Annotated in this window: 11 protein-coding genes; 9 read left to right on the top strand and 2 right to left on the bottom strand. The window is 61.4% G+C overall.

Annotated elements, in window-relative coordinates:
• Positions 1-140 precede the first annotated feature (140 nt).
• Genes hrcA through PYR64_RS09030 form a run of 3 tightly spaced genes read left to right on the top strand, consistent with a single transcriptional unit; the run spans position 141 to position 3,090 of the window.
• Positions 141-1,148: a heat-inducible transcriptional repressor HrcA gene (gene hrcA, locus PYR64_RS09040; protein ID WP_018777705.1), complete on the top strand. Its 1,008-nt coding sequence runs from the start codon at positions 141-143 to the stop codon at positions 1,146-1,148.
• A 50-nt stretch (positions 1,149-1,198) separates the two neighbouring features.
• Positions 1,199-2,326, top strand: a complete 1,128-nt coding sequence (dnaJ, locus tag PYR64_RS09035; protein WP_018777704.1) for a molecular chaperone DnaJ — start codon at positions 1,199-1,201, stop codon at positions 2,324-2,326.
• 2 nt (positions 2,327-2,328) lie between these two features.
• On the top strand, positions 2,329-3,090 hold the full coding sequence (locus tag PYR64_RS09030) for a 16S rRNA (uracil(1498)-N(3))-methyltransferase (protein WP_039241329.1): 762 nt from the start codon (positions 2,329-2,331) through the stop codon (positions 3,088-3,090).
• Positions 3,091-3,105: 15 nt separating this feature from the next.
• Here PYR64_RS09030 and PYR64_RS09025 read toward each other — a convergent pair whose 3' ends face one another.
• The gene (locus PYR64_RS09025) at positions 3,106-3,981 is read right to left on the bottom strand and encodes a GerMN domain-containing protein (RefSeq protein ID WP_035733628.1); all 876 of its coding nucleotides are present in this window, start codon (positions 3,979-3,981) and stop codon (positions 3,106-3,108) included.
• A gap of 375 nt (positions 3,982-4,356) precedes the next feature.
• Between PYR64_RS09025 and PYR64_RS09020 the strand changes: the two genes are divergently transcribed.
• The 5 genes from PYR64_RS09020 to PYR64_RS09000 all read left to right on the top strand — a co-directional run bounded on the left by PYR64_RS09020 (position 4,357) and on the right by PYR64_RS09000 (position 9,846).
• Positions 4,357-5,436, top strand: coding sequence for a PhoH family protein (locus tag PYR64_RS09020; RefSeq protein ID WP_018777701.1), 1,080 nt, complete (start codon positions 4,357-4,359; stop codon positions 5,434-5,436).
• Positions 5,433-5,906 (top strand): rRNA maturation RNase YbeY, encoded by a 474-nt coding sequence (gene ybeY, locus PYR64_RS09015; RefSeq protein WP_018777700.1) that lies wholly within the window; start codon positions 5,433-5,435, stop codon positions 5,904-5,906. The genes PYR64_RS09020 and ybeY overlap by 4 nt, the downstream gene beginning before the upstream one ends.
• The gene (locus PYR64_RS09010) at positions 5,903-7,234 is read left to right on the top strand and encodes a hemolysin family protein (RefSeq protein ID WP_275779521.1); all 1,332 of its coding nucleotides are present in this window, start codon (positions 5,903-5,905) and stop codon (positions 7,232-7,234) included. Before ybeY ends, PYR64_RS09010 begins: the two co-directional genes overlap by 4 nt.
• Positions 7,218-8,180 (top strand): GTPase Era, encoded by a 963-nt coding sequence (gene era / locus PYR64_RS09005; protein WP_018777698.1) that lies wholly within the window; start codon positions 7,218-7,220, stop codon positions 8,178-8,180. Before PYR64_RS09010 ends, era begins: the two co-directional genes overlap by 17 nt.
• A gap of 199 nt (positions 8,181-8,379) precedes the next feature.
• A complete protein-coding gene (locus PYR64_RS09000) occupies positions 8,380-9,846 on the top strand; it encodes an LCP family protein (protein WP_275779519.1) in 1,467 nt (488 codons plus the stop codon).
• A gap of 89 nt (positions 9,847-9,935) precedes the next feature.
• Here the strand turns inward: PYR64_RS09000 and PYR64_RS08995 are convergent, their stop codons facing one another.
• Positions 9,936-11,888: a M13-type metalloendopeptidase gene (locus PYR64_RS08995; protein ID WP_275779517.1), complete on the bottom strand. Its 1,953-nt coding sequence runs from the start codon at positions 11,886-11,888 to the stop codon at positions 9,936-9,938.
• A gap of 249 nt (positions 11,889-12,137) precedes the next feature.
• Here PYR64_RS08995 and leuA point away from each other — a divergent pair, with 249 nt between their 5' ends.
• A complete protein-coding gene (gene leuA, locus PYR64_RS08990; RefSeq protein WP_026267156.1) occupies positions 12,138-13,877 on the top strand; it encodes a 2-isopropylmalate synthase in 1,740 nt (579 codons plus the stop codon).
• Positions 13,878-13,924 lie beyond the last annotated feature (47 nt).

Raw genomic sequence — 13,924 nt, 5'->3', positions numbered from 1 at the left:
GGTTTCAATGCTAACAACGTGGTGGCTCATACTAGACTTGTTAGCACTTGGGCATGTTGAGTGCTAAGTGTGCGGTGATCCATTGGAGGTCCCGCGGGGACCGGTCCCATGGACCATGGCAGTCGTCAGGAGGTGTAGCAATGAGTGAGCCACGCAAATTGGAAGTGCTGCGTGCCATCGTTGAGGATTACGTGCATTCCCGGGAGCCGGTGGGATCGAAAGCCCTCGTTGAGCGTCATCACCTGGGTGTTTCCAGTGCCACCATCCGCAATGACATGGCTGTCCTGGAAGAAGAAGGTCTTATTGCCGCCCCGCATACCAGCGCCGGCCGAATCCCCACTGACAAGGGCTATCGCCTGTTCGTTGACCGCATCTCACAGGTCAAGCCGTTGTCCGCCGCCGAGCGTCGGGCAATTCATTCGCTGCTTGAAGGACCCGACGACGTCGATGACATTCTTGAGCGCACAGTACGGCTCCTTTCCCAGCTGACCAACCAGGTCGCCGTCGTGCAGTATCCCCACTCGCACCGCGCATTGGTCCGCCACGCGGAGTTCGTTCTGCTGGCCCCCAAACAGGTGCTGGTGGTCCTCATTGCGGACACCGGGAGCGTCGTGCAAAAAGTCATCGACGCCGGTTCGGACGTGGGGAACGAGGCTTTGATGTTGTTGAGGTCACGATTCCTCGGCAGCATCGCCGGCACCCAGCTGGCACTCCTGCCGCAGGTGTTACCGTCGGTGGTGGCCCTTTGCCCGCCGGATCTTCGTGCCCTCGCCCAAAGGCTGGCCACTGGCTTGGAATCCCTGAGCGACACCAGCCGTGAGGAACGCATTCTGATGGCCGGTACGGCCAACCTCGCACGTTCCAACGTTGACTTCCCGCTAAGCATCGGTCCCGTGCTTGAGGCCCTTGAGGAACAAGTTGTCATGCTCCGGTTGTTGTCGGACATGGGAGACGATCCCCGGGGCGTGACAGTCAGCATTGGCCGGGAGAATCCGTACGACGGCCTGGCCGAGGCCTCTGTAGTGGCCACCGGCTACGGTTCCGGCGCCAAGGTGGGAATCCTTGGACCGACCCGCATGGACTATCCCACCACCATGGCAGCAGTTCGTGCCGTGGCCCGTTACCTTTCCCGCATTCTCGGCGGCTGAACACCGGCCCGGGAAAACATCCGCAGTACAACCAGGAAGAGATACCGACTTTGAGCAGCCACTATGACGTTTTGGGAGTCTCGCCGGAAGCCACCGGGGAAGAGATCAAAAAGGCGTACCGCAAGTTGGCGCGGAAACTCCACCCGGACGTAAACCCGGGTGAAGATGTCGCGGAGCAGTTCAAGGCCGTGACGCACGCTTACGAAGTGTTGTCAGATCCCCAGAAGCGCCGCGTCTACGATGCCACGGGCAACGAGAACGGCACTGATAACGGCTTCGGGGGCGGCTACGCCGGCCAGGGCTTCGCCTTCCAGGACATCTTCGACACGTTCTTTGGCGGCGGCGGTGGACACGGAGGGCCCGCCTCCCGCGTACGACGTGGCCAGGACGCCCTTATCAGCGTTCGGATCGACCTCAAGGATGCCGTGTTCGGCGTCAACAAGAAGCTTGAAGTGGACACAGCCGTGGTCTGCCCCACCTGCGACGGCAGCTGCTGCCGCCCGGGCACCCACCCTGAACGCTGCGACATCTGTGGTGGCAGCGGCCAGGTTCAGCGCGCCGTCCGCTCCATCCTGGGGCAGGTCATGACCACCGCCCCCTGTGGTTCCTGTGAAGGCTTCGGCACCGTCATCAAGGATCCCTGCAACGAATGCAACGGCCAGGGACGCATCAGGAGCCGCCGTTCGCTCACCATCAAGGTTCCCGCCGGCGTCGCTACCGGTACGCGAATCCAGCTGTCCGGCCAGGGCGAAGCAGGACCTGCAGGTGGTCCGGCCGGTGATCTCTACGTGGAGATCCGCGTCAACAACGATTCCACGTTCGTACGCGAAGGCGACGACCTCCACGCCACCCTCAGCGTGCCCATGACGGCTGCTGCCTTGGGGACCGACGTGCAGCTTGAGACGTTCGACGGCGCACAGGACATCGAAGTGAAGGCAGGCACGCAGTCCGGAGAGGTCATCACCCTTCGTGGCCTCGGCGTAACGCACCTGCGGGGCTACGGCCGCGGCGATCTGAAGGTTCACCTGCATGTGGAAACACCTACCAAACTGGACCATGCACAGGAAGAACTCCTGCAGCAGCTTGCCAAGCTCCGCGGCGAGCAGTTCACCGAAGGAAAACTGGTGGCCAGTGGTGGCGTGTTCGCAAAGCTCCGGGACAAGCTCGGTAACCTGTAGCGGTGAGCAACCCCGTTTTCTTTACGCCGGCCGGCAGCCTCAGCCACGTAGCGCCCGGTACTGATTTTGTCCTGCAGGGTCCGGAGGCCCGCCACGCAGTGACGGTGAAGCGCTTGGCCGTCGGTGAGTCCGTTGACATCGCCGACGGCGCAGGTGCCCGTCTCACTGGAGTGGTCGCCGAAGCGGCGCCCGGTGCCCTGACGGTCACCGCCACGGACATCGTCTTCGAAGCCCAGCCGGACGTTCGATTGGTACTGGTTCAGGCGTTGGCCAAGGGTGATCGCGACGAGCTCGCAATCGAGACGGCAACGGAACTCGGCATTGATGCCGTGATTCCCTGGCAGTCGGAGCGATCCATCGTGCGCTGGAAGGCGGAGCGGGCAGCCAAGGCGCATGCGAAATGGGAGTCAGTGGTCACTGCGGCTGCAAAGCAGGCGCGCAGGGCCTGGGTACCTCCAGTCCGCCCGATCGTCGACTCCAGCGGTTTGGTGAAAGCCGTTGCCGAGGCCGACTTGGCCGTCATTCTTCACGAGGACGCCAAAAACCCTCTGCGGGAGGTCCTGGAGAGGCTGGATGTCAACGGCGCTTCACCCAGTGAGGTTCTGTTGATCGTGGGGCCTGAGGGCGGGATCTCGCCGCGTGAAGTGACGCGGCTTAGCGATGCAGGGGCCGTGACGGCCCTCTTGGGTCACCATGTCCTGCGGTCGTCGACGGCGGGACCCGCCGCCGTCGTCCTGGCCAGCGACGTCCTCGGTCGCTGGTAGCCGGCGAACGTCGAATCAGGCCACGGTGAACAACCGGGTGTCCGTGCTCGATTCGATGGCCTTGCCGGCATCGTCGACCTCGGTTACCCGCAATTCATATTTTCCGGGTTTCAGTGTCGCGCCGAAGCTGAACAGACCATACTGCCCGGGTTCGCCGGTTGCTTTGGTCTGGCCCGTGAGCAGGCTCGACTTCTCACCCTTGCCGTTGTCCTGAAGGATCTGCCAGCTGATGGGCCGTGAATTGTCCGTGGTGCGCCCGTTGAACTTGATCAAACCAGGGGGCAGGGACACGTCCTCCTGCGGATCGATGATCCACAGCGGCGCCACCAAGGAAGCATCACGCGTCATGGGTTCGCCAAGTTTCACTTGCCCGAACGCCATGTAGTCCTTGTGTCCGTCAACGAGAATGACCACTTGGATCTGCTGTCCGGAGTTGATGAGTCCGGAGGACGATGCCGCGGCCGACGCGGTGTAAACCAGCTGCTGGATGGCCCGTTGCGCCATCCCGGCATCGAGGTTTGAGTTGAAGGCGTCGCGGGACACATCAACGGTGATCACGTTTTTCCCCGAGATGGAGGTCGCCAGGCTTCCTGGTTCCTGCCAAGGCGTGAAGAAGTCGTGATCCAGGGGCTTTTCCGCCATCATGATCCGCAGGGCCGTCGTCACAGGATTGCCGTCACCGGAAATGTCCCGGAACTCACGGTAGAGGTAGACCTCCTCCTTGCTCCGCCCGATCCAGTAGACGGGAATCTTGGTGGACGCCTGCGTCGTTTCCAGTGGTGCGTTGCTCGCAGGGGCGTCCTGGACTGTCATCGGAGGCGAGCTCTGTGTCGCCTGACTGCCCCCTCCGCCGTTTGCGATGCAACCAGTGAGCAGCATGACAGCAAGCATCGCCGGCGCAACGACGGCGGACTTGGTCCGCTTGCGTGCGCCGCTTCCGTTGCTCGCTGGCTCGGTGATGGCGTTTCCTGTCTTACGATGCAAAACGCGGCCGCCTAAGGGGCGGGCCGCTGGGGTCGGAACTGCGGGGGCTCGACCACCCGCTATGCCAGCTTGGCACATCGTCGACGGCGTCCGGCCGGGTTTCTGCGGACGCCGGCCAACTGAAACATGATTGATACCGGCTTGATGCCGAGTTGAGACAAAATGTCAGCAGTGCAGCGGCGGCAGTGATCCGGACCATTGGCGAGGTTCATCCAGGGCCGCGCTGGCGTAGGATTGCGTCATACGATCAACCGGAGGAGAACAGGCCGTACGGCCAGCACTATGAGTGAATCTTTGAACGGGCGGCTCAGGACCGGAAACGGGAACCAGCCGACCACCGAGTTCCCGCACACCTTACCGGGCACGCGCACGGAAGTTGTCACCTTCGACAACTCCGACCAGATGGTTCACTCGCTGGGCAGCCACGATGAAGCCCTGCGGTACATCGAGGAACAGTTCCAGGACGTCAACTTCCACGTCCGGGGCAACGAGCTTTCCATGACCGGTCCCGCAACCGTCATTCCCCGCATCATGCGCCTCCTTGAGGAAGTGCGCGGTCTTGTGGCGAAGGGGACATTGGTAACGCCTGATGTGCTCCAGCAGTTGGTGTCCCTCCTGCGGACCCAGTCTGTGCAGAACCCTGCGGACGTCCTGACCCACAACATTCTTTCCAGCCGTGGCAAGACCATCAGGCCCAAGACGCTGAACCAGAAAAACTATGTTGACGCCATTGACGACAACACGGTGATTTTCGGAATTGGCCCTGCAGGTACGGGCAAGACCTACCTGGCCATGGCCAAGGCCGTCCAGGCGCTCCAAATGAAGGAAGTCAGCCGGATCATCCTGACGCGGCCCGCCGTTGAAGCGGGGGAGAGGCTGGGATTCCTTCCAGGCACTCTGAGCGACAAGATCGACCCCTATCTGCGCCCCCTTTACGATGCCCTGCACGACATGATGGATCCGGAATCCATCCCGCGATTGATGGCGGCGGGCACCATCGAAGTGGCTCCGTTGGCCTACATGCGTGGTCGGACCCTCAACGACGCCTTCATCATCCTTGATGAAGCCCAGAACACCACTCCGGAACAGATGAAGATGTTCCTGACCCGGCTTGGCTTTGGCTCCAAAATGGTGGTCACCGGTGACGTCACGCAGATCGACCTGCCCTTCGGAGCAACGTCCGGGCTGCGTATTGTCCGGGAAATCCTGACCGGGATCGACGACGTGAATTTCTCCATCCTCGAGGCCGCAGACGTAGTACGGCACCGCCTGGTGGGCGATATCGTCTCCGCCTACAGCGCGTGGGATGATGCCCACCGCGCAGAGGCAGCACACACACCTAAACGTGGAGAACGTAAATGAGCATTGAAGTCAACAACGAGTCCGGCGTGGCAGTGGATGAAGCGCAGCTGGTGACGTTGTCCCGCTTCATCTTTGAGCGCCTGTATATCCACCCCCAGGCAGAGCTGTCCATCCTGCTGGTGGACGAACCCGCCATGGAGAAACTGCACATTGAGCTGATGGACGAGCCGGGAGCCACCGATGTGCTGTCCGTGCCCATGGACGAACTGACGCCCGGCACCCCGGACAAGCCAACTCCGCAGGGCATGCTTGGAGACATCGCGATCTGCCCGCAGGTGGCTGAAGTGCAGGCCCGCAACGCGGGCCACCCTACGCAGGATGAAATGCTGTTGCTGACCACGCACGGAATCCTCCACCTGCTGGGCTTTGACCACGCCGAGCCCGATGAAAAAGAAGAAATGTTTGGCTTGCAGCGGGAACTGCTGTCTGAATTCCTGGGCAAGGATGCCCCCATGGAGACCATGCAGTGACGTCGATCATTCTGGTCGGCATGGCGCTGGTATTCCTCAGCTTTGTTGCACTGCTGACTGCGGCCGAGGCTGCGTTCAACTTCCTGCCGCGGCATGAGGCCGAACAATCCATTGGCCGGAGCAAAGGCAAGGCCCTGGCCGGCATCCTTGAAAACCCGATCGCCCACATGCGGGCCCTGCGCTTTTGGCGTGTGTGGTTTGAAATGGCAGCGGCAGTGGCCGTCGCGGTTGTCCTCCACAGCCTGCTGGACAACGTCTGGCTCGCCGGGCTTGCGGCAACAGGCATCATGGCCGTGATCGGCTTTGTGCTCGTCGGCGTTTCACCCCGGCAATTGGGACGCGCGCACTCCGGACCCGTGGTGCGTTTCACGGCACCGCTGATCAGGTTCCTGTGCTGGATCCTGGGCCCGATCCCAGGATGGCTGGTGGCGCTTGGCCAAGCAGTAGCCCCAGGCGCTCCCAGCGGTGACGACGCTTTTGTCAGTGAGGAAGAGTTCCGCGAGTTTGTCGACCGCGCGGCAGAGTCGGACATGATCGAAGACAACGAAGCGGAGCTCATCCATTCGGTCTTTGACTTTGGCGACACTTTGGTGCGTTCCGTCATGGTTCCCCGCACGGACATCGTCAGCATCGCTACCGGCGCGGACCTTGAAACTGCCATGGGCTTGTTCCTGAGGTCGGGGTACTCGCGAATCCCTGTCATAGGTGAGAACACGGATCAGATCCGAGGCATTCTGTACCTCAAGGATGTTGCCGCAGCGATGTACCGCGGCGAACCGGGCTTGCAGGCGCACGACGTCGATTCGCTGGCCCGCGATGTCCGATACGTCCCCGAGTCCAAGCCGGTGAGTGATTTGCTGAGGGAACTCCAGCAGGAGTCCACCCACGTGGCCATTGTCATTGATGAATACGGCGGAACCGCCGGCCTGGTGACTTTGGAAGACCTCATTGAGGAAATCGTGGGTGAAATCGTTGACGAATACGATGCCGCAGCGGAGGAAGCCGTCGACCTGGGCGACGGGCAGTACCGGGTGAGCGCGCGAATGAGCATCGATGACCTTGGGGAACTGTTCGATATTGACCTCGACGACGACGAGGTGGACACCGTTGGCGGCCTCCTCGCAAAGGCGCTTGGCCAGGTTCCGATTGTTGGAAGCTCGGTTGAAGTGAGCGGCGTGTTCCTCAAGGCAGATAGGCTGGAGGGTCGCCGAAACAGGGTCAGCCATATCATTGCGGCCGCCATGCCAAAGGAAGACACTGGCCTTGAAGACCTTCTCGACGACGCCGACTCAACGCAACAGGGAGTTCCACGTGAGCAAGCAAAATAAGAAATTCGACGCCGATAGCGACTTCGGCGGCTTTCACGCGGGGTTCTCGGTGCTGGTGGGCCGGCCGAATGCGGGCAAGTCGACCCTGACCAATGCCTTGGTGGGCCAGAAGGTGGCCATTACCTCGGCCAAACCGCAGACCACGCGTCACACCATCCGCGGTATCGTCCACCGCGAGGACGCACAATTGATCCTCGTGGACACCCCGGGACTTCACCGTCCCCGGACCCTTTTGGGAAAGCGCCTCAACGAGCTTGTCGCCGATACCCTGGCCGAAGTTGATGCCATCGGTTTCTGCTTGCCCGCCAACGAGAAGATCGGCCCCGGCGACAAATTCATCGCAGCCCAGCTGGCCGCCGTCGGGCGCAAGCCGATCGTTGCTTTGGTGACCAAGACAGATCTTGTCGACCGGCAGGCTCTCACGGAGCAGCTGCTCGCTGTCGCAGCGCTCGGCCGAGAGGTTCTGGGTGAACAAGGCTGGGCCGACATCGTTCCGGTGTCAGCTGCCGATGGTTTCCAGGTTTCCACCGTCGCCGACGTCCTGATCAGCCACATGCCTTCCTCCCCGCCGCTTTATCCGGATGGTGAGCTGACAGATGAGCCGGAAGCGGTCATGATCGCTGAGCTCATCCGTGAAGCCGCCTTGGAGGGCGTCCGGGACGAACTTCCGCACTCCTTGGCAGTTGTGGTGGAGGAAATCGTTCCGCGTGAAGGCCGCTCCGAGGACAACCCGCTCCTTGATGTCCGGGTGAACCTCTATGTCGAGCGTCCCTCGCAGAAGGCCATCATTATTGGCAAGGGCGGGAGCCGTCTGCGCGAAGTGGGAACCAATGCCCGCAAGGGTATTGAAACCTTGCTCGGCACGCGGATCTACCTCGATCTGCACGTTAAAGTCGCCAAGGACTGGCAGCGGGACCCCAAGCAATTGGTCAAACTAGGATTCTAGCCAGCAATGCTGGTTCCGGCGTGGCTCCCGGCCCGATAAGGAACTTCCCAGAAACGGCAACTATGATTGCGGGGATCGAGCTGTTTAAGGAAAGGTAAACCGAATAGTGCGACGTCGTGACGCCCGCCCAGAGGGCACCGGCACCGCAGGCCCCGTTGCGGCACGCCATGGAGCGGATGCTGACGGCACTCCGCGCCATATGAATCAACGCAAGGGACTGCCGCTCTGGTTGAAGATTGTCACCGGTGTGGTCTCGGTTGCCCTGGTTGCCGGCGTCGCCTTCGCTGCTTTCTGGTTCATCCGGCTGCAGACCAACATCACCAAGGCGCCGCTTAGCGCCGCGGAGTCACGTAATGCCGGCGATGCCTTGGCCAACGACAAGACAGACCGCCTGCAGATCCTGATCCTTGGCTCCGATACCCGTGACGGGAAGAACGCCGAGTACGGAAGTACCGAAGACTCCACAGGCTATGGCCACTCGGACGTCATGATGCTGCTGGACATCTCTGCCGACAACAAGCGCGTCAACGTCCTCAGCTTCCCCAGGGACTTGTTGGTGGACGTTCCCCAGTGCACTGACCGCACCAACAACCAGACCTTTCCGGCCCGCAGCGGCGTGATGATCAACGAGGCCATGGCAGAGGCCGGCATCGGCTGCGCCGTGGATACCATCAATAAACTGACGGGCCTGGAAATCGACCACTTCATGATGGCCGACTTCAACGCCGTCAAGGAGCTTTCCCACGCTGTGGGTGGCGTCAACGTATGCGTCAGCGACCCCGTCTTTGATCCGGATTCCCGGCTCCGCCTGCCCAAGGGCGACTCCCTGGTCGAAGGCGAACAGGCCTTGGCCTTCCTACGGACCAGGCATGCGTTCGGCGATGGTGGAGACCTGGGCCGCATCAAGGGCCAGCAGGCATTCCTTTCTTCCCTGACGCGAAAGCTGAAGAGTGAAGGCACTCTGGGCAACCCGCAGCGACTCCTCCAGATCGCAGACGTAGTCACGCAGAATCTGACGGTCGACGAGGGCCTCGCTTCTGTACCGTCGCTGCTGACGATTGGTGGCCGCCTCAAAGACATTGATGTGTCCAAGGTGGCTTTTGTGGCCGTTCCCACGCAAGCTGCAGCAGTGGATCCAAACCGGCTGGAACTCGTTGAACCTCAAGCGTCCCAACTCTTCGCAGCACTGCGCGCGGACCTGGACCTGACCACGCCCGGGGCTACATCAACACCCACGCCTTCGGAAACCCCGGCACCCCAGCCCACGGCCACCACGCCTCCGGCGCCCGCCTACGACAAAGCCATCCAGCCTGTCTCTGTGGCCAACGGCAGTGGCGTGGGAACCAGGGCGCAGGAATTGATGACTGTTCTCACGGGCGCTGGATTTACCCAGGCAGTGAGCTACCTGGCCAACCCGGTGGACCAAACCGTGCTCTACTACGGGCAGGGATTTGCCGATGTGGCTGCAGATGTGGCCAAGCTCTACGGCATCCCGGCTGCCCAGGTGCAGGAGGCCCCCGGAGTGGCTGGCGTGCAGCTCTATGTGGGTACCGACTTCACTACCGGTACCGCCTACGGAGCAGCTTCGGTCCCGTCCAACGTGGTCAACCAGACGGCCAGCGACGCCGTGTGCCAGCAGGTGAACCCGCTCTACATCGATCAGTAAGCGAGGATCAGTACCTCAAGAGCCATTGCCGGTTCAAAGCGAAGGCCGGGCCAGTTGCGTAACTGGCCCGGCCGTCGTCGTCCTGCTTCCTACCAGATGCTGACGCGTTCCCCGGGTTCCGCCCACATGCCGTCCGACTCAGCCACTTCGAATGCTTCATGGAATGCATCGAGGTTCTTGGCGATTGCGTTGGTCCGGAACTCGTTGGGGGAGTGGGGGTCCGTGGCAAGCCTGCGGATTGCTTCCTCGGTCCGGATTACCTGACGCCACCCGGCCGCCCAGGACATGAAGAACCGTTGCGGACCGGTGAAGCCATCTATAACTTCCGGTTCCTTGCCATCAAGGCTGAGAAGGTATGCCTTGTAGGCGATGGTGAGGCCGCCCAGATCGCCAATGTTCTCACCCAGGGTGAGTTTGCCGTTCACCTTGTGCTCTGGGGCGGCATACGGTGAGAGAGCATCGAATTGCGCTACCAGCTTGGCGGTGAGTGCTTCGAATGCTGTGCGATCCTCCTCGGTCCACCAATTTCGCAACGCACCGCTGCCATCGAACTGCGATCCCTGGTCGTCGAAGCCATGGCCGATTTCGTGTCCGATCACTGCCCCGATTCCACCGTAGTTCACGGCGTCGTCCGCCTCGGCGGTAAAGAACGGCGGCTGGAGGATTGCCGCCGGGAACACAATCTCATTCAACATCGGGTGGTAGTAGGCGTTGACCGTCTGGGGCGTCATCAGCCACTTCGTCAGGTCGACGGGCTTGCCGATTTCGTCCAGATGGCGGTCAACGTCGGCGTCATGCGCGCGTTCAACATTTCCGAGAAGGTCATTGGGGTCAATCTCCACTGCGGAATAGTCGATCCACTTTTCCGGGAAGCCAATCTTGGGACGGAACGCATCCAACTTCTTGAGGGCTTCCTTCTTCGTCTCCTCACCCATCCAAGCCAAGGAAGAGATGCTCTCGCGGTAGGCCGCAATCAGGTTGGCCACCAAGGATTCCATCCGGGCTTTGTGACCGGGAGGGAAGTGCCGTTCGACGTAGATCTGACCGACTGCCTCACCCAGCGCAGCTTCCACGACGGCGACTCCGCGCTTCCAGCGTTCTTTGTTTTGCGGGGTACCGCTCAGGGTGGTGCCGTAGAAGTCGAAGTTTGTGTCCACGAACGCAGACGACAAATAGGGGGCGGCCGAACTGAGGACGCGGAGTGTCAGCCATTCCTTCCAGGCCTGCAATGGTTCGGACTCCAGCAGCGCGGCGGCGCCAGTGAAGAAGTCCGGGGTGCTGACAACGATCTCCCGCCGTTTCGCCGCGTCGACCCGAGCTGCGTCGAACCACGTGTCGAGCCAGGGGAACAACTCTGTGGCCTCTTCCGCAGATCTGAGGTTGTACGTCTTCTGGGGATCCCGGAGCGTGACGTTGTCCCAGTGATGCGAAGCCAGTGCCGTCTCAAGCGCGACGACGCGCTGTGCAGCCTCGGCGGCATCGGGAATGGAAGCGAGCGTGAAGAGTTTTTCGATGTAGCTGCTGTACGCCGACACAATGCCGGCGAACTTGTCGTCGCGGTAGTAGGACTCGTCGGGCAAACCCAAGCCGCCCTGCCCGATGTACAGCAGGATTCGTTCCGGGTTCCCGGCATCCGGCGCGGGATAGATGGAGAAGAGGCCGGACACATCCGAACGGAAAAGACGGCCGATCAAAGCTGCCAGGTCCTTGGGAGAGCTCACTGCGCTGACCTCGTCAAGGCGGCCCCGCACGGGTTCGAGTCCCTTTGCCTCTGCAGCAGCCTCGTCCATGAAGCTGGCGTAGAGGCCGCCAACCTTTTGTTCAATACCGGTGGCCGATTCGCCTTTGCCTGCGGCCTCTTCGATGATTGCCTTGACTGCGAGCTCGGCCCCGTCACGCAGGGCGGTGAAAGTTCCTTCCAACGGCCGGTCATCCGGAATCGTAGTGCTGTTGAGCCACGCGCCGTTGACGTGCTGGTATAGGTCGTCCTGGGGCCGGACGCTGTGGTCGATATTCGAAAGAGTGATCCCCGACTGTGGCACTGTGGCTCCTTGTGTGGACGCTGCAGCTGGTGTTGCCACCGCCGCGGCGTCTGCATAGTGGACGTTGCATGAGGTGTTGCACTGTCATCATACGCACCGTGTTACTGTAATTTTGTGCGTGCGGAAATGCTTCTTCTTAGCTGCCGCGGCGAGGCCTGAAAGCTATCTGACGCTGGGCCATCCTCGCCGCGGAGTTTCGTTGTGTCCGGCTAAGCTTTCATTCAGTTCTTAGAGAAAAGGCCACACGTCATGCGTAATGCACAAAAGCCCTCCGGTATGCCCACCCACCGTTACCTGCCGTTCCAGGACCAGATCACGGTCGAGGTCCCGGACCGCACTTGGCCGGACAAGGTCATCACCAAAGCTCCGCGCTGGTGCGCCGTTGACCTGCGGGACGGCAACCAGGCGCTGATCGACCCGATGAGCCCGGCACGCAAGCTGAAGATGTTCCAGCTGCTGGTCAAGATGGGCTACAAGGAAATCGAGGTCGGCTTCCCGTCGGCATCGCAGACGGACTTCGATTTCGTCCGCCAGCTCATCGAGGGCGGCCACATCCCTGACGACGTCACGATCCAGGTATTGACCCAGGCGCGTGAGCACCTGATTGAACGGACCTACGAGTCATTGGTAGGTGCCAAGCAGGCGATCGTCCACCTGTACAACTCCACCTCCGTATTGCAGCGCCGAGTGGTCTTCAACCAGGACGAAGACGGCATCCTGGATATCGCGCTGCAAGGTGCGCGTTTGTGCAAGAAGTACGAAGAGACGCTGACCGACACGCACATCACCTACGAGTACTCGCCGGAGTCCTTCACGGGAACCGAGCTCGAGTATGCTGCACGCGTTTGCAACGCCATCGCCGACGTCTTTGAGGCCTCAGCCGATAAGCAGGTCATCATCAACCTGCCTGCCACGGTGGAAATGGCTACGCCGAACGTCTATGCCGATTCGATCGAGTGGATGCACCGTAATCTGCACCCGCGCGAAGGCATCATCATTTCGCTCCACCCGCACAATGACCGCGGCACGGGAGTTGCTGCAGCCGAACTCGGTTACCTGGCCGGTGCGGACCGTATTGAGGGGTGCCTCTTCGGCAACGGCGAACGCACTGGCAACGTTGACCTGGTCACACTGGGGTTGAACATGTTCGTGCAGGGCGTTGACCCCATGATCGATTTCTCCGACATTGATGAAATCCGCCGGACAGTGGAGTACTGCAACCAGTTGCCTGTGCCGGAGCGCTCTCCCTACGGTGGCGATCTAGTCTTCACAGCGTTCTCGGGTTCGCACCAGGACGCCATCAAGAAAGGCTTCGAGGCTCTGGAGAAGGACGCCGCCGCTGCCGGCAAGCCCGTGGATGATTTCACCTGGCAGGTGCCCTACCTGCCGATCGATCCCAAGGACCTGGGTCGCAGCTACGAGGCTGTCATCCGCGTCAACTCCCAGTCCGGCAAGGGTGGCGTTGCCTACTTGCTGAAGAACGAGCACAATTTGGACCTGCCGCGGCGTGCCCAGATCGAGTTCTCGGGAGTTATCCAGCGACGCACGGACGCCGTGGGTGGCGAAGTCAGCGGGTCCCAGTTGTGGCAGATCTTCCAGGATGAGTACCTGCCCTCGGACGAAGAGCAGGCCCAGTGGGGCCGTTATACCTTGGGCAGCGTGAGCACCGAGACCGACGAGTCCGGCGCAATGACCATGAATGCGAACCTGCGGATCGAGGGTACTGAGGTTCGGCGCACCGGGCATGGCAACGGTCCCATTGCGGCCCTGTTGGACATACTGCACCAGGACGGCGTCGATGTCCGGGTTCTCGACTACAGCGAGCACGCGTTGTCGGAAGGCGGCAGCGCCAGTGCCGCCGCGTATGTTGAATGCGCCGTCGGAGAGCGTGTCCTGTGGGGAGTGGGAATTGACCCGAGCACCACAACGTCGTCCCTCAAGGCACTGATCTCGGCTGTGAACAGGGCCGTTCGGGACGCCCAGGCCTAGGCCCCGGCCGTGTGGTGACAGGAAACTCTGTCACCACACGGTCCGGC

It is taken from the genome of Paenarthrobacter sp. Y-19, from assembly GCF_029223985.1.
Lineage (GTDB): Bacteria > Actinomycetota > Actinomycetes > Actinomycetales > Micrococcaceae > Arthrobacter > Arthrobacter nicotinovorans.
Note: the sequence above shows the minus strand (reverse complement) of the source record. Positions and strands in the feature narration are given on the sequence as shown.

Coding starts and splice junctions, on each gene's coding strand:
- hrcA (WP_018777705.1), top strand. CDS start 141: ATGAGTGAGCCACGCAAATTGGAAGTGCTGCGTGCCATCGTTGAGGAT.
- PYR64_RS09025 (WP_035733628.1), bottom strand. CDS start 3,981: ATGCTTGCTGTCATGCTGCTCACTGGTTGCATCGCAAACGGCGGAGGG.
- PYR64_RS09020 (WP_018777701.1), top strand. CDS start 4,357: ATGAGTGAATCTTTGAACGGGCGGCTCAGGACCGGAAACGGGAACCAG.
- ybeY (WP_018777700.1), top strand. CDS start 5,433: ATGAGCATTGAAGTCAACAACGAGTCCGGCGTGGCAGTGGATGAAGCG.
- PYR64_RS09000 (WP_275779519.1), top strand. CDS start 8,380: ATGAATCAACGCAAGGGACTGCCGCTCTGGTTGAAGATTGTCACCGGT.
- leuA (WP_026267156.1), top strand. CDS start 12,138: ATGCGTAATGCACAAAAGCCCTCCGGTATGCCCACCCACCGTTACCTG.